Origin of the sequence: Oceanisphaera ostreae (assembly GCF_042676125.1) — a bacterium.
GTDB lineage: Bacteria > Pseudomonadota > Gammaproteobacteria > Enterobacterales > Aeromonadaceae > Oceanimonas > Oceanimonas ostreae.
In genome coordinates, this window is the sequence record NZ_JBHTJS010000063.1 from 27,916 (window position 1) to 48,732 (window position 20,817).

13 protein-coding genes are annotated in these 20,817 nt (G+C 51.3%); 10 read left to right on the forward strand and 3 right to left on the reverse strand.

Translation table 11 applies throughout. From position 1 onward, the window contains the following. Positions 1-747: 747 nt before the first annotated feature. Positions 748-1,257, reverse strand: a complete 510-nt coding sequence (locus ACFQ1C_RS15645) for a LabA-like NYN domain-containing protein (protein ID WP_379559608.1) — start codon at positions 1,255-1,257, stop codon at positions 748-750. A 159-nt stretch (positions 1,258-1,416) separates the two neighbouring features. On the opposite strand from ACFQ1C_RS15645, the gene ACFQ1C_RS15650 reads away from it, so the two are divergent. From ACFQ1C_RS15650 to ACFQ1C_RS15695, 10 genes are all read left to right on the forward strand, one after another. After that, positions 1,417-1,923 carry a DUF3087 domain-containing protein gene (locus ACFQ1C_RS15650; protein ID WP_379559609.1) on the forward strand — a complete coding sequence of 169 codons (507 nt, stop codon included), beginning with the start codon at positions 1,417-1,419 and terminating at the stop codon, positions 1,921-1,923. A 107-nt stretch (positions 1,924-2,030) separates the two neighbouring features. Further along, the gene (locus ACFQ1C_RS15655; protein WP_379559610.1) at positions 2,031-2,372 is read left to right on the forward strand and encodes a PBPRA1643 family SWIM/SEC-C metal-binding motif protein; all 342 of its coding nucleotides are present in this window, start codon (positions 2,031-2,033) and stop codon (positions 2,370-2,372) included. 568 nt (positions 2,373-2,940) lie between these two features. Next, entirely contained in the window at positions 2,941-3,933 is a 993-nt protein-coding gene (locus tag ACFQ1C_RS15660; protein WP_379559611.1) for a hypothetical protein, read from the forward strand. Positions 3,934-3,945: 12 nt separating this feature from the next. Next, the gene (locus ACFQ1C_RS15665; RefSeq protein ID WP_379559612.1) at positions 3,946-4,773 is read left to right on the forward strand and encodes a mechanosensitive ion channel family protein; all 828 of its coding nucleotides are present in this window, start codon (positions 3,946-3,948) and stop codon (positions 4,771-4,773) included. 162 nt (positions 4,774-4,935) lie between these two features. Then, complete coding sequence (gene recC, locus ACFQ1C_RS15670) at positions 4,936-8,394, forward strand: exodeoxyribonuclease V subunit gamma (RefSeq protein WP_379559613.1); 3,459 nt, start codon at positions 4,936-4,938, stop codon at positions 8,392-8,394. Continuing rightward, the gene (gene recB / locus ACFQ1C_RS15675) at positions 8,391-12,170 is read left to right on the forward strand and encodes an exodeoxyribonuclease V subunit beta (RefSeq protein ID WP_379559614.1); all 3,780 of its coding nucleotides are present in this window, start codon (positions 8,391-8,393) and stop codon (positions 12,168-12,170) included. Before recC ends, recB begins: the two co-directional genes overlap by 4 nt. Then, entirely contained in the window at positions 12,163-14,193 is a 2,031-nt protein-coding gene (recD, locus tag ACFQ1C_RS15680) for an exodeoxyribonuclease V subunit alpha (RefSeq protein WP_379559615.1), read from the forward strand. The genes recB and recD overlap by 8 nt, the downstream gene beginning before the upstream one ends. A 152-nt stretch (positions 14,194-14,345) precedes the next feature. Beyond that, positions 14,346-14,876 carry a DUF3455 domain-containing protein gene (locus ACFQ1C_RS15685; RefSeq protein ID WP_379559616.1) on the forward strand — a complete coding sequence of 177 codons (531 nt, stop codon included), beginning with the start codon at positions 14,346-14,348 and terminating at the stop codon, positions 14,874-14,876. A gap of 94 nt (positions 14,877-14,970) precedes the next feature. Further along, complete coding sequence (locus tag ACFQ1C_RS15690; RefSeq protein ID WP_379559617.1) at positions 14,971-15,537, forward strand: sigma-70 family RNA polymerase sigma factor; 567 nt, start codon at positions 14,971-14,973, stop codon at positions 15,535-15,537. Beyond that, positions 15,534-16,238, forward strand: a complete 705-nt coding sequence (locus ACFQ1C_RS15695; RefSeq protein ID WP_379559618.1) for an anti-sigma factor — start codon at positions 15,534-15,536, stop codon at positions 16,236-16,238. The genes ACFQ1C_RS15690 and ACFQ1C_RS15695 overlap by 4 nt, the downstream gene beginning before the upstream one ends. A 71-nt stretch (positions 16,239-16,309) precedes the next feature. Here the strand turns inward: ACFQ1C_RS15695 and ACFQ1C_RS15700 are convergent, their stop codons facing one another. Both ACFQ1C_RS15700 and asnB read right to left on the reverse strand, forming a co-directional pair. Then, a complete protein-coding gene (locus ACFQ1C_RS15700) occupies positions 16,310-18,826 on the reverse strand; it encodes an EAL domain-containing protein (RefSeq protein WP_379559619.1) in 2,517 nt (838 codons plus the stop codon). A 199-nt stretch (positions 18,827-19,025) separates the two neighbouring features. Then, positions 19,026-20,690, reverse strand: coding sequence for an asparagine synthase B (gene asnB, locus ACFQ1C_RS15705; protein ID WP_379559620.1), 1,665 nt, complete (start codon positions 20,688-20,690; stop codon positions 19,026-19,028). Positions 20,691-20,817 lie beyond the last annotated feature (127 nt).

Sequence of the window (20,817 nt, forward strand, 5' to 3'; positions counted from 1 at the left end):
GCCTTCGGGCGGTTTTTTTGTATCTAACTTCCAGCTTAAGTAATACGACTAAAGGCCTCTCGCAACGGAATCCACGGAATCCACGGAAAAATTAAGCTGAGATAAGAGCGAAAAGTGGCAAAATATTTTTATTGGTAATACCAATCTAAGTAAGTATGTGATCTGTTTTGAAGTTGAGCGCTAGAGGTACAAAGGTCAGCTTTAAGAGCTAATATTTATCCAAGTAAAAGCACAAAACAAATGGTAAATACCAACCGACCCCGAGCGTAGGGTCGCCTTATTTAGGCAAGGAGTATTCGACCTCTTTAGGCCGTGCTATGGTTTTTGGTCGATTGAAATCGACCCTACGATCAGAATGGCTCCTTGTTTTTTGTAGGGGCGAATTCATTCGCACAATAATGCTGGCACGGCCTAAAAGAGACCAACCTACAAAACTAACGTGAGACCTTGACACCCAACAGAGTATCTACGATCAGGATGGCTCCTTGTTTTTTGTAGGGGCGAATTCATTCGCACAATAATGCTGGCACGGCCTAAAAGAGACCAACCTATAAAACTAACGTACCCAACAGAGTATCTACAGAAGACATAAAAATCTGATCAGTTAGTTTTCCGGATTGGTAAGAACCAAATCTAGCGCTAAGGGCGGCTTGGCTGCTATTTTTAGTAAGGCCTTATAAATAAAACGTTTTTCGACTCTATCTTTATTTTCCTTCACTCCTCACTGAAATTTAACGTCTCACGACCTTAGAGTAACAGCTGGCTATCGATGGCGATAAAGTCGCTGGCGGCATCCATTAGAGCTTTGGCGGTAAGGGCAGGGGCGCCATATACTTCTACACGTTTAGCGTAATGCTGGCGAAGCTTGTCGGCTAAAATAGCAAAGTCTCCGTCGCCAGAAACCAGTATCAAGGTATCGGCAATGGCCGCGCACTCTAGCATATCGATGGTGATCCCCACGTCCCAGTCGCCTTTGGCCGAGCCATCTCCACGCTGAATAAACGGTTTTAGCTTTATATCAAAGCCGATAGCCCGCAAAATATTCTGAAACTGCCGCTGTTTTTCGTCTCCGCGATCAATGGCATAGGCGTAAGCGGCAACGACTTCGCGATTGGCCGTCGTCTGAGCCCAAAAAGCGTTATAGTCAAAATTACGGCCCAGTGCTTGCCGACACGTGTAATACACATTTTGCACATCAACAAAAATGGCAACCTTTTCTTGTTCCGCCTCATTTTGCACTACTTTTTCTTGAGCCATAGAGAAAATTCGCTTGATAAGATACTGAGTAACACCAACTTTAACAGAACTGCCCACCGACTTTTAGCAGTGAATGGTCAGTTTATCATCATTACAAATACATGGTGGCAAGAGGCCATTTCAGTTATAATGACAATTATTTTATCCGTAAAGTGTGCTATGAAGTTAATAGAAATAGATAAAACGCGTTATCGTAAACATTTTAACAGGGTGCTTATAGGTTGTGCTTTATCTTTGGCAATATGCAGTTTATTACTTTCGCGATTATTAATTACATTATTCCCTGATCCCAGTGGTAGTCATTTCCATTGGAATGCAATAGGCGTATTGGTGAGTGCAGCATTAGTTGGTTTTTTATTAAACAAAAATCGCCACCACCCCTATTTAACAGAAGTGTATTATGTATGGTTGTTAAAGCAGTCGCTTAATAAAATTACGCGTAAAATGCGTAAGCTAGAAGCCGCCGCTAAACAAGGTAATGCAGATGCTATTCTTGCCTTGCACTATAGCTACTCTGGCTCTCGTTTATTATGGAAGCTAGACGATAACACTATTATTATGGATGAATTAGCAGTAAAGGAAGCCGAGTTAAGTAACTTGGCTGAGCAACATAACGTTATCTTAAACGTTAATGATTATAACGAACAGCTATTAAAGCAATTTTAACCCTATTGAGAAGTGTCATTTGCGAAGAGCAAGACACCAATCATTGAGCCAGTGGCCAGCTTGTTGCTGAGTGCAGCCCTGTCCTTTTAAGCCGTAAGGATAAACCAATGTCAGACAAGTTCTTCTTCAAGGGCCGCAAGCCCTTGCGCCAAAGCCACATTAGCTATGGCTATCAAACGAAAGCGATACATAAACTCGGTAGTCAAAAAAATCCGCTTAGTTTAGTTGTTACCAATGAAGAACGACGCCAAGAAATCGCTGCGGTGGTAAAAGAAGCAAATATTTATGCCAACATACAAGTTAATGCTGAGCCTGATGCAATGGAGTCAATTGCCGAGCTCACGACATTACTGAATAAAAATACTCCTTTGCAGGTAGAGAAAAAACCTGAGCGTAATGACCCTTGCCCTTGTGGTAGCGGTATTAAATATAAGAAGTGCTGCGCTTAAGTAGATTGTGAGCCTGAATGTTAATTTCATTCGGGCTTATTATTAATTGTTGTTATAATAATATATTTTTAATCGGCTGTTTTAAGTGGTGAGCGGTGTCAGCGTGTAAAGCTAAAGCTAGCCGTGTAGAGTTATTAACTTTAAATTAAAATTCCGCGTTAAGGTTTTTAGTCTTATGCTGGCGGCTAGTGCTGTTAATTGTCCAGTTTAGATATTTACGTATTTTTAGTTGGCTTGTTTGCTCAGGATTATTTTCAAGTGCCACTGTGATTATAAGTTATTAGTTTTAAACTCGATGTCATGTTGTTGAGCGCCACAGGATTAATGTTCTGTGGCGCTTTTTTAATTTAAAACTCCGTTGCTTAGCAAAAGTAGCTAACAGACTGCATTATTAAGCCTATGCGCAAACTCGACAGAATAGCGAGCAGGTGCAACTATACTAGGGTCTGTTGACCTTTCATGTTTAACTCGAACCAAACTTAACCGCGAAAGGTCAACAGGCCCTAGAGACTGGATCAGTCTTACCTTGTTACAGCAAGGCTAATATAGGCATTGATAAGGAGATGGGATGACCGACAAAAACCACTGGCAATTGATGCTAGCCGAAGAGTACCAGTGTCCATCACCTCCCACCCTGACTCGCATTCAGCTACTTTGGCGTCGAATATTGCGTACCTTTAATATCGACGATGGTGATGAAGTAGAAAAAGATGTGAATATTGAGCTTGCCGATTATCTCAACTTTGACCGTAGTGCTGCGGTATGCGCTTTGCAGCATCAACTGGCAGACTGGGTGACGGACGCAAAGCCAGATGTTACTTTTTTGCTTGATCCGCCGTTCAGCGGCACCGCGGTTATTGCTCGAGACTGGACTTGGCAACAAGGGTGGGCGTTACTGACGCCACCTAGCATGGCTCAAATACGAGAGGTGTCAGTTGATGAATGGTGGCAACAACAAGAGCTTCATCACTCACCCTGGTTGATTGAAGATCTGGCGCGCTTTCTACTACGCAGTGTCGATGGCTTGCGTTTTATTCGCGTGCTGCTACCAAGATTGCTGCAAGGGGACTTTGGGCAAGGGCTGATCGTGTGCAACAGTTGGACCTTTGCCTTTTTACGCCGTACTTGGCCGCTTAACTTGCCCAGAGTATACAGCTTTGCCCCAGCAGAGCCTGACTTGTTAATGCAGTTGGGTATCAAAGGGGCTAATAAACAGCTGGAACAATTAGCTGGAGAATCCAGAGGTAATATCGGTACGGCCTTGGCACTATGGGCATGCAAAAAAAGCAAAGAACAGCTGCAGCCCTCACTGCCGATTGAAGCCGACGATAACACCGCATTTATTCTATATACCTTGTTATTACATCGCGGCCTAAGTGGCGAACTCATTCAAGAAGTGCTGTCGTCCATGGCTCCTGACGAGCTAAACGTACAGTTATTGCGATTAGAGCAATTTGGTGTGGTTGAACGAGAAGGGGAGTTTTGGCGTTTGAATGTGCTTGGGTATTTGATCACACGCGACTTTCTTGCTAGTCGAGATTATTTATTGGACGACTTTTAACGGGCGGTGAGTATGGAGCCAAAACGTTTTATTAACTTGTTTAGGGACATTACCACCGGGATAGTGCTTGAAGCCATCGCAGTGGTGCTAATAGCGATATTATTAGTGTGGCTGAGCCAGAAGCTCTTGCCTTGGGTAGCTAATCGGCTGCACAGTAGTCGTCGATTATTTGTGCTGGCCCTGATCCCTACCATTCGTATAGTGGTGATTATTAGCGCCATCATATGGATAGTACCGCTGTTTATTGAGCTGACCGTACAAAACACCGTGGCTATATTGAGTGTGACGGGGTTGGCGATTGGCTTTGCGCTAAAAGACTACGTGAGTAGCCTTATCGCCGGCATAGTGGCCGCCTACGAAATGCCCTATCGGCCAGGAGACTGGATAGAGGTGGAAGGGCAATATGGTGAAGTGCGGCGTATTGGCATGCGGGTGGTAGAAATAGTCACTCCGAATGACACCGTTATTTTTATTCCGCACCTTAAGCTGTGGACCGGCCTTATTCATAATGCCAATAATGGTGGCGCCAGCTTGATGTGCGTGGTCAGCTTTTATCTGACGCCTGATCACGATGCATCCGCAGTACGCCGCGTGCTGGAAGACGTTGCCTTATCTAGCCCCTACCTTAAGCTTAGCCGCCCAGTGGTGGTGTTATTAGAAGAACAACCCTGGGGCACTCATTATCGGATTAAAGCCTACCCCATGGATCCGCGGCAGCAATTTCATTTTATGTCTGATTTAACCGCTCGCGGCAAAGACAGCTTACGCAAGATGCCGGTCAGCTTCGCCCGCATTCCCCCAGAGCAGTCTATGGATCTGGGTGCCGATTCTCGACCATAATCGGTCGCGACAGCACCAGCCACAAAACGAGTCTAAACACCAAGCCGCCTCTTTAACCAAGGCGGCTTGGTGTTTTAGTTAACTGCTATGGGCTCTAAATTAGTCCCTATGGTTAAGTTTGACGTTATCATAGGGCGAGTGGGGCAATAATAAGGGATATACATGCACGATAATACTGCGCTAACGCCGGGACTAATGGTGGTACACGGAAACCATTTAGAAGAACTCAGAGAGTTGGCGGTGGCTTGGATGCGCCGCAACCCACTGGCACCATTAGAGAATGAAGTAATACTAGTACAAAGCAACGGTATTGCTCAGTGGGTGAAACTGGCGTTGGCCGAGCATCGTAGCGGCGGCATTGCGGCGGCCATGCAAGTTGATTTACCGGCACGATTTTTGTGGCAAACCTATCGTGGCGTATTGGGCAGTGACAGTATTCCTAAGCTTTCACCGCTGGATAAAGCACCACTAACCTGGCGTTTAATGCGTTTATTACCTAATTTGCTGGCAGATGAGCGTTTTGCCCCATTAAGTCGTTTCTTGCAACAGGATGAAGATTGTCGCAAGCGGTATCAGTTGGCCGAACGACTAGCCGATTTGTTCGACCAATATCAGGTGTATCGCGCCGACTGGCTGGCGGAATGGGCTGCTGGGCGAGATCGTATCATCAGTACCCGACGGGGGGCTGTGGCGCTGGATCCCGCTGTCTTGTGGCAGCCGGCGTTATGGCGTGCCTTGCTGGATGACGTGGGACATGATCAATTAGCCGGCAGCCGCGCGGGCGTGCATCCGCGTTTTGTGGCGCACCTGCGTGAAGCCGACTCTGTGCCCGCAGGCTTGCCTCGGCGGGTGATTATCTTTGGCATTTCGTCTTTACCGGCGCAAACCCTAGAAGCCTTGGCGGCCTTGGCGCGATTTAGCCAGGTGCTATTGTGTGTACACAACCCTTGCCAACACCATTGGGGCGACATAGTGCCGGATCAGGATTTGCTGCGGCATCAATATCGTCGCCATGCCCGCAAATCCGGTCAGCCTCAAGTATTAACCGACAATGATCTGCATCAGCACGCGCATCCCTTATTAGCGGCGTGGGGTAAGCAAGGCCGAGATTACATTAACTTACTCGACAGCATTGATGAGCCCGAGCATTATCGCGACCGCTTCGCTGCCATGGGCAGTCGCATTGATATTTTTGGCGAAGGCGACATCCAGCATTTATTGGGGCAATTGCAAGATGACATGCTCAATTTGCGCCCGTTAGATGAAACCCGCGCCTTGTGGCCCGCGCTCAATGATGATTCGGCTTCTATACGCTTTCATATTGCCCACAGTGCCCAGCGAGAAGTTGAAGTTTTGCACGATCAACTGCTGGAATATTTCAGCACCGATCCTACTCTGCGCCCGCGCGATATTATCGTGATGGTACCCGACGTTAATGTGTATGCCCCGCATATAGAAGCGGTATTCGGCCAGTATCATCGAGAAGACGATCGCTATATTCCCTTTACTTTGGCCGATCAGGGCAGTCGCGGCACCGATCCCTTATTAATCGCCCTCGAGCAATTACTGCGCTTGCCGGATAATCGGCAAACCGTGAGTGAAGTGTTGGATCTGCTAGAAGTGCCGGCCCTGCGCGATCGCTTTGGTATTAATGAGACCGATGTGCCCACCCTGCACCGTTGGATAGAAGGTGCAGGAATTCGCTGGGGGCTGGATGCCAAACGCCGTGCGGCGTTAGGGCTGCCCGCCGATATGGAACAAAACACCTGGCGCTTTGGCCTGCGCCGTATGCTGCTGGGTTACGTCGTAGGCAGTGGCGATGCGTTTTTTGGCATTGAGCCTTATGATGAAATTGGCGGTTTAGATGCCGCTTTAATTGGCCCGCTAGTGCGGTTACTTGACGCGCTAGATACCTGGCATGAGCAATTATCACAACTTAAATTGCCCGCAGGCTGGGGGCAGGCTCTGCATGGCTTGCTGAATGATTTTTTCTTACCCAGTAGTGACCGTGACCAGACCCTACTGACAAACATCATAGAGGCGCTAGAAGAGTGGCAGCAGCTATGTAGCGGTGTCGAGCTTGAAGAAGAATTGCCGCTTAATGTGGTGCGCGAAGCGTGGCTCGGAGCGCTCGATCAGGGCAATCTAAGTCAGCGCTTTATGGCCGGTGCGGTCAATTTTTGTACCCTAATGCCGATGCGCGCTATTCCGTTTCGCTTGGTGTGTTTGCTTGGCATGAATGACGGTGATTATCCGCGTACCGTCACCGCCCTCGACTTTGACTTAATGGCCAATGACTATCGGCCAGGAGACCGCTCGCGCCGCGAGGATGACCGTTACTTATTGTTAGAAGCGTTGTTATCAGCACGCGATCGGCTGTATATCAGCTGGGTAGGGCGCAGTATTCGTGATAACAGCGAACGCCCGCCGTCGGTATTGGTGGGCCAACTTCGAGATCACCTCGCTGCCGGTTGGCGCTGGCATACGGATGATGCCGAAAGCAATGAAGGCGGTTATCGTGAAAGCAGCGTGTTGCAGGCTATTACCACCGAGCATCCGCTGCAGCCTTTTAGTCGACAATACTTTATCGACCAAGGGCCACTGTACAGCTATGCCCGAGAGTGGGCAGGACTGCACAGTCACGTTAATGTGCAACAAGAGGCTGCTTTACCTCCTTTAGTGAGCGATGACGGCCCCCCATTAGAGCGCTCTTTGGAGCAGCTGCAAAACTTCTTGCGCGATCCGGTAGGGCACTTCTTTACCCAACGACTCAAGGTGTATTTGGGGGAAGATGCCTCGCCTCAATTGGACGAAGAGCCGTTCAGTCTAGACGGTTTACAAATCTATCAACTAAAGCAACAACTGCTGGAGCGCGCTAGTGGCTCGCTTGATGATGCCGACACCCTGCTGGCACAGGCCGCCACTCAACAAAGCGGCCAAGGATTGTTGCCTTTAGCCGGTTTTGGCACACAACAGCAAGCCAAGCTACTAGCACCGCTCCCCGAGCAATTGCAGCGCTATCACCTGTTATGCGCGCTGTGGCCAACGCCATTAACGTCTCCCTTGCCGCTGCGCTTCTCCCATGGCGGAATTGAGCTGCAAGGCTGGCTGGGAGGGCTGCATCAGCACCAGACACTGCTGGCCCGTCTCGAACTGCAACCGGGCAACTTACTGAATAAAAAAGTCTTTAAGTGGCACCGCTTATTGCGGCCTTTTGTCGCGCAGGTGGTGGCGGCGGCATCGGGCATTGAGCTGAGCACTTGGTTAGTGGGTGAAGATGCCACCTTGGAATTTGGCCCGCTTGAGCAAGATGAGGCGCGTGACATTTTGCGTGAGTGGCTGAGTGCTTGGCGTGCGGGTTTAGAGTCACCGCTGCCGGTGGCCTTAAATACCGCTATGGTCTGGTTAGATAAAGCAGATGAAGGCAAGGCGCGCACCAAATACGAGGGTGATGACTATTTTGGCGTGGGAGAGTGCCTGCAAAATGCCGCTTTATCTCGCCAATACCCCACCTTTAGCTGTCTAACGGCCAGTGGCGAATTTGCCAGCTGGAGCGAGCGGCTGTATCGGCCGTTATTTAAGCACCAGCCCACCATTCTTGCTGCGGAGAAAAAAGCATGAGCGCCTCATTTCCTTGCCCCCAGGTATCTTCTCGCCCGCTGGCGCTGCGTTTTATACTGAGTGGCAGCCGTCTGATAGAAGCCAGTGCCGGCACCGGTAAAACCTTTACCATTTCGGCACTGTATTTGCGCTTAGTGCTCGGCCATGGTGGTGATGCGGCCTTTGGCCGTGAGCTATTACCACCGGAAATACTAGTAGTGACCTTTACCGATGCCGCAACCCGGGAGCTAAGAGACCGCATTCGAGCGCGATTAGTGGAGGCGGCGCAAGTATTTCGTAATGAAGCCAAAGGCGATAGCTTGCTCACCGAATTTAAGGCCGACTTTGCTGAAGATCTGTGGCCCGCCTGTGCTCGCCGACTCGATATTGCCGCTCAGTGGATGGATGAGGCGGCGGTGTCGACCATTCATGGCTGGTGCCAGCGCATGCTGCGTGAGCACGCCTTTGATAGTGGCAGCTTGTTTACCCAAACCCTGCAAACGGATCACAACGAGCTGAAAGCGCTGGTAGTGCGAGATTATTGGCGTCAGCAATGCTATCCGCTTAACGGAGAGGCGCTGGCGTGGGTTATCGAACACTGGAAAACGCCCGACCACTTGCTTAAGGCCATACAGCCGTTACTGCAAGAAACCGGTAAAGTAGAGCAGCCGTTAGCCGAGCTATTGGCCGACAGCCTACAGCAAAAAGAGCAAGATTTAGCCGCACTAAAAGCGCCTTGGCATGGCTGGTTGGATGAGATTGCTGGCATTTTGCATACCGGCATCGCCAAAAAACAGGTGCATGGCAAATGGTTGCAAGCCAAGCGCACCGACGGTTGGCTGGCCGTGATCCGCGCTTGGCTTAACAGTGATGAGGTAGAACTTGCGCTCACCGATGCGGCCAAGACTCGCCTCACCAGCGAGGGCATTATAGAAGCTTGGAAAGAGGGTACTGCGCCTTCGCACCCCGCTTTTATTGCCATGGAGTCCTTACCCGCCGAGCTGGCGGCATTGGCCGTGCCGTTTGAGACGGCTCGTCGTCATGCCGCGGCTTGGGTGAGCCAGCGTTTCGATGAAGAAAAACGCCGCCGCGCCGAAATGGGTTTCGATGACATGCTATCGCGCCTCGACGATGCGCTGCAAGGCGATAACGGCGATCGTTTAGCCGAGGTAATTCGCCATCAATTTCCGGTGGCGATGATAGATGAGTTTCAAGATACGGACCCGCTGCAGTACCGCATTTTTGACCGCATTTATCGACTGGCTGATAACTCACCCGACACGGGTCTGTTTTTAATCGGCGATCCCAAGCAGGCTATTTATGCGTTTCGCGGTGCCGATATTCATACCTACTTGAGCGCGCGTCAGGCCACCAGTGGCCGCCATGAAAGCTTAGACACTAACTTTCGCTCCGCCACCGCTATGGTGAATGCCGTTAACCGACTTTTTTTGCTGGCCGAACAACGAGAGCAAGGGCACGGCGCCTTTTTGTTTCGCGAAGAGGACGACAACCCGCTGCCTTTTATGCCGGTGAATGCCCAAGGCCGCAAAGAACAATGGGTGGTCAGCAGAACACCTGACAGCGAGAGCCGCACAGAACATCCACCTTTAGCGGCACAACCCGCGCTCACACTTTGGCAATTAGCGCAGGATGAGCCGGTCTCAGGAAAAGAGTATCGGGCGCAAATGGCCGCCAGTGCCGCCAGCGAAATTACCGAGCTGCTTAATTTGGGGCAGCAAAGGCGGGCCGGTTTTAGCGAGGCAAAAACCGGTACTTTTACGCCATTGCAACCCAGCGATATTGCGGTATTAGTGCGTAACTTTACTGAGGCGCAGGCTATACGCAGTGAGTTGGCGGCACTCGGTGTGCGCAGCGTCTATTTATCCGATAAAGACTCTATTTTTAGTAGCCAAGAAGCGCAGGATTTACTGTTGTGGCTGCGCGCGTGTGCAGAGCCGGAGCAAGACCGATTACTGCGCGCAGCATTAGCGAGCCGCACGCTGGGTTTAACCTTGTATGAGCTAGAGCAGCTTAATCAGGATGAACGCAGCTGGGAGCGCCGCGTGATGCAATTTCGCGATTATCGTGGCCGCTGGCGTCGGCAAGGGGTGCTGCCCATGGTGCACCAGTTGTTACACGACTTTCGCCTTCCCGGTCGGCTGATGCAACGCACCGATGGCGAGCGTGCGCTCACCAATATCTTGCATTTAGCCGAGCTAATGCAGCAAGCCGCCGTCAACCTTGATGGTGAGCAGGCGCTAACTCGTTATCTATCTGAACGGTTAGTCGGCAATAATGACACCGCTGATGAACAGGTATTACGGCTAGAAAGTGATGCCGCATTAGTACGAGTCGTGACCATTCACAAGTCTAAGGGGCTGGAATATCCGCTGGTATTCTTACCCTTTATTTGCTCGTATCGTGCGCTTAGTAAAAACGAGCCGGTTAGGGTGCACATAGCAGGGCAACGCCGTTTAGTACTTTCCCCCGATGACAGTCAGTTTGAGCAAGCCGAGCAAGAACGGTTGGCGGAAGACATGCGGTTGCTGTATGTGGCGCTAACACGGGCGCGTCACGCTTGCTGGCTGGGCATGGCCGACACCAAGAGCCGAGGCAAAGAGTCAATATTGCATCACTCGGCCATCGGTCAATTACTGGGTGGTGGGGCGGCGTTGCCCAACAGCGAGGCATTAAAAGACTGGTTAATGCCACTGGCAATATCGGGTGAGACGGCCATTACTCCCGCCCCCACACCCAAGGGACAGGTGTTGCAAGATTTAACGCCAGCGCAAGCGGAACCTAGCTGGCGCACGCCTAAGCGTCGCGCCGCCGAACATTGGTGGATTGCCTCATATAGTGCGTTGCGCACCGGGGCCTTGAGTTCGCCAGAGCGGGTGCCAGCGCGTTATGAAGATAGCGCACCAGAAAGTGCGGCAGCCGCTACGGTATCGGATGATGATCAAGAGTCGGTGTTAATGCCAGTACTCACGAATAGCGGGGTTAACGACATGCCCACGCTGCACCGTTTTCCGCGAGGGCCTAATCCGGGTACCTTCTTGCACGGCCTGCTCGAGCTGGCTGCGGCAGAAGGCTTTAATATTGAGTCTCAAGCATTAACCGAGCAACTGGCGCGCCGTTGTCAGCTGCGCGGTTTGACGGAATGGACCGAGCCGTTAACCCAGTGGCTTGGGCAGTTACTGCATACGCCGCTGTTGGCCACGGGCACTGCTTCGGCCCTAGATAGTGATATTGAGGTTGAGGGAGAGAGTGCCGACGAAACGATCACGCCGGTGAGCCTATCCGAGCTGACCACCTATCAGCCCGAGCTGGAATTTTGGCTAGAAGTGACTAAGGTCGATGTGCGCAAACTCGACGGTTTGGTGCAGGCTGCGATATTGCCAGGGCACCCGAGGGCCGAGTTACTTCCAGATACCTTAAACGGTATGTTCAAAGGTTTTATCGATTTAGTGTTTGAACACCAAGGCCGTTATTTTGTGGTGGATTACAAGTCTAATTGGTTAGGTGCCGACGACGCAGACTATACCCAAGCCGCCATGATTGAGCAGATAATCAAGCACCGTTACGATCTGCAATATGTGCTTTATTTACTGGCACTGCATCGCCAGCTTAAGCTGCGTTTACCCGATTATGACTACGACACCCACATGGGAGGCGCGCTGTATTTATTTGTACGCCACCCTCAAGCTATGTATCACGAACGGCCACCCAGAAAACTGATTGAAACCCTGGATGCTCTTTTTAGTGGCGAGTCTTATAAGGAGGCACCAGATGCTTGAGCCTGAAGTTGTTATTGCTGAGCCGCAGCACGGCACCACGCAGATGTTTACACTACTCGATGCTTGGGTAGAAAAAGGCTGGCTGCGGGCGCTTGATAGTGCCTTAGCCGGATTTTTTGCCGAGTTAGACCCCCATGCCGAGCCGCTATTATTATTGGCCACCGCCTTGGCCAGCCATCAACTGGGCCATGGCCATGTGTGTTTAGATTTAGAGGCTACCTTAGCGAGCCCTGACTTTGCGTTATCACTGCCGCCAGAGGGTGACGAAGCCGGTATTACCGTGCTGCCGTCCCAGCTATTAGCCCAAGTCACGTTGGCTGACTGGTGCCAACAGTTGCAAGCCAGCCCGTTAGTTGCCACGGCACAGGGTGACCAAACCACGCCTTTAGTGCTGGATGAGCAACGGCTGTATTTACGCCGCTACTGGCGTTATGAACAGTCGGTGGCGCAGGCGTTAAGCAGCCGAATGGTGCTGGTACCCGACTTACCCGCACAGCTTAGCGAGCAATTAGAGCAGCTATTTCCTGAGCCGTTAGTGGTGGATGGTGTGCGGCAAACCGATTGGCAAAAGCTGGCGTGTGCGCTGGCGGTGCGCGGCAATTTCAGCTTGATTACCGGCGGGCCGGGTACCGGTAAAACCACCACAGTGGTACGTTTGCTGGCGCTGTTGCAGCAGTCGGCGGGGGCACAGACGCTGCGCATTCGGCTGGCGGCCCCCACCGGCAAGGCGGCGGCGCGACTCACCGAATCCATTGGTGCACAGGTGGCCTCGCTTCCGGTGAGTGACGCGGTGCGCGCGACCATTCCTAGCGAAGTGACTACCTTGCATCGGTTGTTAGGCAGCTTGCCCAATAGTCGGCATTTTCGTCATCACGCGGGTAATTTATTGCCACTGGATGTGCTGGTGGTGGATGAAGCCTCGATGATCGATCTAGAAATGATGGCGTCTTTGTTAGCGGCCTTGCCGGTACATGCACGCTTGATTTTGCTGGGTGATAAAGATCAATTAGCCTCGGTTGAGGCGGGCGCTTTATTGGGTGATTTATGTCGCGATGCCGAAATAGGGCGCTACGATCCGGCGCTACGCGAGTGGTTAGAGCAGGTGAGTGGCGAAGCCTTGGCGCATCCGGCCTTGCAACCGGGCACCAGTGCCGAGCATCCCTTAGCGCAGCGCACCCTGATGCTGCGCTATTCTCGTCGTTTTGGCAGTCATTCTGGCATCGGCCAGCTGGCATTGGCGGTTAATGATCAAGATGCGGCGCTGGCGCGGCGTATTCTTACCGAAGGCCGCACCGACTTGCATCGGCTAAAGCTGCGTAATGAGCAATATAAGGCGCTAGACAAGCTGCTGTTAAAAGGCTGGGGCGAAGCGCAGGGCTACGGCCATTACCTCGAGCTGTTGCAACAAGCACGCCCACCAGTCCGCTGTGAAGCGGACGATCCGGCTTGGAGCCTGTGGGCGGGGCAAGTGCTGGCCGCCTTTGATGAATTTCGTTTACTGTGCGCGGTACGCAAAGGACCGTGGGGGGTGGAGGGGCTGAATGAGCGCATTGCGACCTTGCTGCATAAGCGTGGCTTATTGCCTGCAGACCAAGGCTGGTATGAAGGCCGACCGGTACTGGTGACGCGTAATGATTACAGCTTAGGGCTGATGAATGGGGATATCGGTATCGCGCTGCGCTTGCCAGATGAACCAGGGCGCAGCGTGTTACGGGTTGCTTTTGCGCGTAACGATGGCTCCGGTGAGCTGAAATTTGTGCTGCCCAGTCGATTAAGCGCCATAGAAACCGTGTTTGCCATGACGGTACACAAGTCTCAGGGCTCGGAGTTTGCCCACACCGCTCTTATCTTGCCCGATAGTTTGAATCCGGTGCTCACCAAAGAGCTGCTCTATACCGGTATTACTCGTGCTCGGCATTATTTTAGCGTGATTGAAAGCCGAGATCAGGTATTTGAACAAGCCATACAAAAGCGGGTAGAACGGCGCAGTGGCCTATTGGCAGGCTTACAGGGTGAGCCGTGACAATAGTGTTAGGGTTGCGGCAGTGGCTGTGCCCAAAAAAGTAGACGAACAAATTTATTTTGTTATTTCTGCATCCGTTTGCTGTTCTCGCGGGTAATACAAGAGTGGCACCCGTTGCCGCTCTTGATATTACCGTCATAAGGAGACGTGACATGCAAAATATTCATCTTAAATTAACCCCAATGCTGGCCTCGACGTTACTGCTTGGCCTTTCTTCCTTTGCCCACGCCATGGTGCCCGAGAGTATGCAGGTACCAGAAGGTAACAAAGTGGCTTTAGAAACCGTGGGTGTAGGTAAAATCACCTACGAATGCCGTGATAAGCCAGATGCTGCTGGCGAATTAGCCTGGGTATTTGCAGGGCCTGATGCGGCGCTTAACGACAGTGACGGTAAGCAAGTGGGGCGTTATTTTGGACCGCCGGCTACTTGGGAGGCAACCGATGGTTCTAAAGTTACGGGTACGCAGCTAGCCGTGGCTTCGGGTGGCGATGGCAATATTCCATATCAATTGGTTCAGGCCAATCCCGCCATGGGGGAGGGCGCTATGACCGGCGTGACCTATATTCAGCGATTAGATACCCAAGGCGGAGTGGCGCCAGCCATGACCTGCGATGAGACGAATAAGGGTGAGCGTCAAGTCGTCGTATACCAAGCCGATTATATTTTTTGGAAAGCCAGCTGAAAAGGATAACGGCGCCACCCTATGGACAACGGCCTGTACTTGAGCCTATATTAAGTAGGCTTCGTTTGGCTTCCATATGGGTGGTGCTTTGTTTATGACAGAACACAGTCAGGATTTTGATTATCAGGCCGCGTTAGCGGCCTGTGCCAGCAAAGAACGTCATGGCTTGCACGCCTTGTATGAACAAGAAGGTGGGCGATTGTTAGGGGTGGTGATGCGTATTGTACGTGACCATGCTCTAGCGGAAGACATAGTGCACGACGCCCTCATTAACATCTGGCTGCGTGCCGACAGCTTTGACCCGGCTCGGGGCTCTGCCCGAGGCTGGATTTACACTGTGGCCCGCAATCTAGCCCTTAATACGGTGCGTAACCGAGGGCGAGAGTTGGGGCTGGATCAAGGCGGCGTCGAGGCTCTGGATGCCCGCCTGTCATATGAACACTGGCAGCAAAACAGAGCTGAATCGTCTTGGGCTGACCATGGTCAGCGGGTTGAGCATTGTTTGGATCAGCTAGAGCCCGAACGGCGCAGTTGCATTTTGCATGCTTATATAGATGGGTGCACTCATCATGAAATTGCCGAACGAATGGACGCGCCGTTAGGCACTGTCAAAGCCTGGATCCGGCGCAGCCTGCTTGCGCTGAGGGAGTGCATGACATGAATGATGAACATCTGCACGACTTCGAATTGCATGCGTTGGCCGGAGAATATGTACTGGGAACGTTGATTGGCGAAGAGCGGCGGCAGCTGGAACAACGGTTAGTGTTCGATAAACCACTGCAAGCGGCGGTAGCGGAGTGGGAAGCGCGGTTGCACCCCTTGACCGAGCTGGTGACACCGCAGACACCTTCTCCTCAGCTATGGCCTAGGGTTGGACGCAGCCTAGACGCCCTTACTCAGACTCAGGTAGTGGCTGAGCCTGCCCGCTGGTGGCAACAGCTGGGTCTATGGCGGGGCTTAACCGCCGCCAGCCTGGCCATGAGTCTGCTCTTGGCTGCCGTGGTGGTGTATCGGCCCTTGCCAGAGCCAAGCTACATAGTGGTGCTAGTGGGCCCAGAGGATCGGGATCCGGGTTGGCTGGTTCAGGCCAGTGACCTTAATGAAGTGCAACTGATCCCCTTGGCTTCGGTCGAGGTGCCGGCGGATCAAGTGCTGGAGTTCTGGACTAAAGGGGAAGATTGGAGTCGGCCTGTGTCTCTCGGGCTGGTCGAGCCGGGCAAGCGTCTGCGGATAGGGCTGGATACACTGCCGCCATTAGCACCCAATCAGCTATTTGAGCTAACCCTCGAACAGGCAGGAGGCTCGTCCACCGGTTTGCCCACCGGGCCCATCCAGTTTATCGGTCGAGCGGTAAAAATCTAATTAATATGTGTCACTGCCGAGACGTCTCGGCAGTCTCCCCTTTCCATTGTTACCTCTTTGCTTTAGCGCCGTTATTTTATTAAATACAGTGCAGCAAAGTCATCTGCAGGTGTGGGGCGGCCGGTTAAGTACCCTTGGATCAAGTCCACGTGATGTTTTTGCAGTGCTTCAAGCTGCGCTTGAGTTTCTACTCCTTCGGCCACCACCGTGAGTTTAAGACCGTTAGCCATGCCCGTAATGGCGGCTAAAATAGCTTCGCTGCCTTCATTTTCACCTAGCTGCTGAATAAAAGACCGATCAATTTTAAGTGTGGTGATCGGCAACTGGTGCAAATAGCTTAAAGAAGAATAACCGGTGCCAAAGTCATCCATGGCAACTTGGCAACCGAGTTGGCGCAATTCTTGTAAGACTTTGATGGCTTGTTGCTGTTTATCGAGCAACATACTTTCGGTTAGTTCAAAACTTAACAGGCCAGCAGGCAGTTGATATTTTTCATACAGGGTGCGAATTTGCACAATCAAGTCGTGCTGCCAAAACTGCTGCGCCGATAGGTTTACCGCCACCGGCACTGGAGACAGCCCTGCATCTATCCAGTGACGAAGCTGAGCGGCAACCATGGTCATCAGGCACTGACTGAGTGGCAGTATCAGCCCCGAACGTTCAGCAAGCGCAATAAAGTCTACCGGAGAAACGTGGCCAAGTTCAGGGTGATGCCAGCGGGCAAGCGCTTCCATGCTGATCAGTTGCTGTGTCGATCCACAGGCAAATAATGGCTGATAATGCAGGCTTAAGCCTTCACCGCTATCAATCGCATTACGCAGTGCGGTTTCCATGGCCAGCCAGCGGTGTTCATGTGCATCCAGCTGCATGCTGTAAAGCCGATAGGTGTTGCGTCCTTCCTGCTTGGCGCGATACATAGCGGCATCTGCATGATGCAATAACTGTTCGGGCTCGGTGGCGTCGTCGGGGTAAAAACTGATCCCCATACTGCAGCCAATACGAAAGCTCTGATTTTTCAGCTGAAAGGGCTCACCGATTGCCTCAATGAGTCTCCGAGCTACTCGGGTTACTTCATCAGGGTCAGTTAAATCGGGCAACACGGCAATAAACTCATCCCCCCCTAAACGGGCCAGGGTATCGTCCTCTCGTAGTCGTGCGTTCATTCTGCGTGAGACCCCTAGCAATAGCTCATCGCCAGCGGCATGCCCTAGGCTGTCATTCACCTGTTTAAAATGATCTAGGTCGATAAACAGCACCGCCAACCGTTCTTTATGGCGGTGGGCATGCTTAATGGCTTGCTCTAGTCTGTCTCCAAGCAAGCGGCGGTTAGGTAATTGAGTAAGGGCATCGTAATAGGCGAGCTTGCGAATTTGATCTTCATTTTCCCGAATGTGAGTAATGTCGGTAAATAAGGCGGCAAAGTGAGTAATATCGCCTGTGTTATTGCGAATAGCCGTGATAGTGAGTAATTCTAGGTAGAGCTGCCCACTTTTATGCCTATTCCAAATTTCACCACGCCAATAGCCATTTTTCAGTATGGTACGCCACATTTCTTGATAAAAAGCGCTGTCGTGACGGCCCGAAGATAATAGGGCCGGTTTTTTACCCAACACTTCATCGGCACTATAGCCGGTCGTGTGCGTGAATGCCGGATTAACAAACTCTATTTCGCTATTCGCATTGGTAATCATCACGCCTTCTAATGAGGCCTCAATGACGCGCTCAGCCAGTTGCAAATTAAGCCGAGAGTGTTGCATGGCATTATCGCGCTGGGCGATGGCTTGGTGCAGCTCTAACTGATAACGCTGCTCGGCACCATCCAGAATATTGCGAAATCCCAATAATCCCACAATGCGACGGTTGTCTTTATCTTTTACGGCTAAATGGCGCAGTTGATGGTCTATCAACATGTCTCTGGCGCGCAGTAAAGAGTCTTGCGGAGCAACGGTTAATAGCGGGCGGCTGGCAAGCGCGCTGAGCGGCGTGTTACCTGGATGGTGCGCCACAAAGCGCACCATGTCTCGCTCGGTAATAATACCAAACTCACCGCCACCACAACTCACGATGGCGGCATCTTGTTGTTGTTCAAGCATAAAGGCCGCGGTTTGCCCCAGTGTTAAGGTTCCGGGCAGCAGCAGAGGGTCTTTGTGCATGGTCTCTTCGACGGTACGCAAACTTAAGTAAAGCTCTAGCCCTTGCTTTAAGGCTACATCGGTTTGCGAGATAATACCCTGTGGTTGGCCATGGTCATCAGTCACTAAAAAGTGACGGCGCCCTTCATGAGTAAAGCGTTGAGCTACCTCAGAAATAGGGGCGGCAAGATTCACGCAGCTTACGGGGCTGCTCATCACTTGGCTGATGGGTATTTGCAGCGAGGTGGGATCATTAAAGTCTAACCGCAAGCTATCGTGCTCGGTCCATATTCCTACCGCGATCCCCTTGTTTATCACCAGCATAGAACTGAATTGGCGAGTGGCCATGCGTTGTGCTACTTCATAGAGGGGCGTGTTCGGGCTGCAGGTGAGTAAGCCTTTGTGCATCAAACGCTCAACAGGCATGTCTGCGGGAGTAGAATCGAAATGGTTCACGTTAACTCATTTAAAACTGATTTGCCGACAACATTAGCATATTCAGCTGCCAGAACCGATATAAATACCGTAAAAATAGTAGGGATTAAAAACAATGGTTCCCGTTGCTTATTAAAGCAGCAGCTATGACCCTGTTCGTATCAGAAATAGGCGGATACCCATCGCCAGAAGGCTATCCGCGTCCGTAATGATTATCATATTAATAAGACTGACTGTGCACCCCTTTAATGGCTCGGCCAGAGGGGTCTGCCATGAGTTTCCATTGCTCATCCCACTCGATGGCCGTAGGCGTCGAGCACGCAACGGAAGGGCCGCAGGGCACGCAGCGAGCGGCAGATTCCTGAGGGAAATGGTCTTCAAAAATAGCGCGATAATAATAGGCTTCTTTGTTGATGGGCGTATTCAGTGGAAAGCGAAAACCTGCTGCCGCCATCATCTGGTCGGTGACTTCTTGTTCCACCATGGCTTTGAGGCTGTCGATCCACGAATAGCCAACCCCGTCCGAAAACTGCTCTTTCTGGCGCCACACCACTTCATCGGGCAGCATGTCGCTGAAAGCCTCGCGCAGTATGTGTTTTTCCATTTTTCCTTGGCCGCACATTTTGTCGGTTGGATTAAGGCGCATTGCCACATCCATAAACTCTTTGTCGAGAAAAGGTACTCGGGCTTCCACTCCCCATGCCGCCATCGATTTATTGGCGCGCAAGCAGTCGAACATGTGCAAAGCTTGTAGCTTACGTACGGTTTCTTCGTGAAACTCTTTGGCGTTGGGCGCCTTGTGAAAATACAGGTAACCGCCAAACAACTCGTCTGAGCCTTCGCCAGACAGCACCATCTTGATGCCCATGGCCTTAATGCGCCGCGCCATCAAATACATGGGGGTTGATGCTCGAATGGTGGTGACATCATAGGTTTCTAGGTGATAAATAACTTCACGCAACGCATCCAGGCCTTCTTGTACCGTGTAGAGCAGTTCGTGATGTACTGTGCCTAGGTGATCGGCAACCTTGCGTGCGGCAATCAGATCGGGAGCATTTTCTAGGCCTACGGCAAATGAGTGTAACTGCGGCCACCAAGCTTTGCTGTTATCTTGATCTTCTACTCGTCGGTCAGCATATATTTTGGCAATGGCAGAAATAACCGAGGAATCAAGCCCACCGGACAAGAGCACGCCATAGGGGACATCGCACATTAGCTGTCGCTTAACGGCTGCCATTAGTGCTTCGCGTAACTCATCCACACTCGAGGTTTGATGTTCGACATTGGCGTAACTTTCCCAGTCACGCTGATAATATCGACGTAACTCGCCTTCTTTGCTGTATAAAAAATGGCCGGGTGGAAACTCGTTAATGGTTTTGCACACCGGGGTAAGGGCTTTCATCTCGGAGGCGACATAAAAATTGCCTTGTTCGTCGTGGCCGGTATAAAGCGGAATAATTCCCATGTGATCCCGACCAATCAAATAGGCATCCTGTTCCTCGTCGTAAAGCACGAAGGCAAATATGCCATTGAGTTCATCCAGAAAATCAGGCCCTTTTTCCTGATACAAGGCGAGAATTATTTCACAGTCCGATTGGGTCTGAAATTCAAAGTCCCCCTCAAGACCGGCTTGCAGCGCCTTGTGATTATAAATTTCGCCATTCACTGCTAGGGCATGGGTTTTGGCTGGGTTAAGCAGCGGTTGAGCACCGCTGTCTAGGCCGACAATAGCTAAGCGCTCGTGTACCAAAATCGCCTGATCACAGCTGTAAATACCAGACCAGTCTGGGCCGCGGTGGCGAAGTAGCTTGGACAGCTCGAGTGCGCGTGCGCGCAGAGGCGTGACATCAGACTTAAGTTCGAGAATACCGAAGATAGAACACATATCATCATCCTTAATTTGTGGCTCTGTACCGTAAATTTAGGTTGGCAGAGTCACAGTAGGATGGAAAGTTGAAATGTATAAAAACCAAAAATAAAGCCACTATGGTTTTATTTTCTTATTAATAGTG

Excerpts from the sequence above, each read along its gene's own strand:
- ACFQ1C_RS15645 (WP_379559608.1), bottom strand. The coding sequence starts at position 1,257 with ATGGCTCAAGAAAAAGTAGTGCAAAATGAGGCGGAACAAGAAAAGGTT.
- ACFQ1C_RS15650 (WP_379559609.1), top strand. The coding sequence starts at position 1,417 with ATGAAGTTAATAGAAATAGATAAAACGCGTTATCGTAAACATTTTAAC.
- ACFQ1C_RS15655 (WP_379559610.1), top strand. The coding sequence starts at position 2,031 with ATGTCAGACAAGTTCTTCTTCAAGGGCCGCAAGCCCTTGCGCCAAAGC.
- ACFQ1C_RS15660 (WP_379559611.1), top strand. The coding sequence starts at position 2,941 with ATGACCGACAAAAACCACTGGCAATTGATGCTAGCCGAAGAGTACCAG.
- ACFQ1C_RS15665 (WP_379559612.1), top strand. The coding sequence starts at position 3,946 with ATGGAGCCAAAACGTTTTATTAACTTGTTTAGGGACATTACCACCGGG.
- recC (WP_379559613.1), top strand. The coding sequence starts at position 4,936 with ATGCACGATAATACTGCGCTAACGCCGGGACTAATGGTGGTACACGGA.
- recB (WP_379559614.1), top strand. The coding sequence starts at position 8,391 with ATGAGCGCCTCATTTCCTTGCCCCCAGGTATCTTCTCGCCCGCTGGCG.
- recD (WP_379559615.1), top strand. The coding sequence starts at position 12,163 with ATGCTTGAGCCTGAAGTTGTTATTGCTGAGCCGCAGCACGGCACCACG.
- ACFQ1C_RS15685 (WP_379559616.1), top strand. The coding sequence starts at position 14,346 with ATGCAAAATATTCATCTTAAATTAACCCCAATGCTGGCCTCGACGTTA.
- ACFQ1C_RS15690 (WP_379559617.1), top strand. The coding sequence starts at position 14,971 with ATGACAGAACACAGTCAGGATTTTGATTATCAGGCCGCGTTAGCGGCC.
- ACFQ1C_RS15695 (WP_379559618.1), top strand. The coding sequence starts at position 15,534 with ATGAATGATGAACATCTGCACGACTTCGAATTGCATGCGTTGGCCGGA.
- asnB (WP_379559620.1), bottom strand. The coding sequence starts at position 20,690 with ATGTGTTCTATCTTCGGTATTCTCGAACTTAAGTCTGATGTCACGCCT.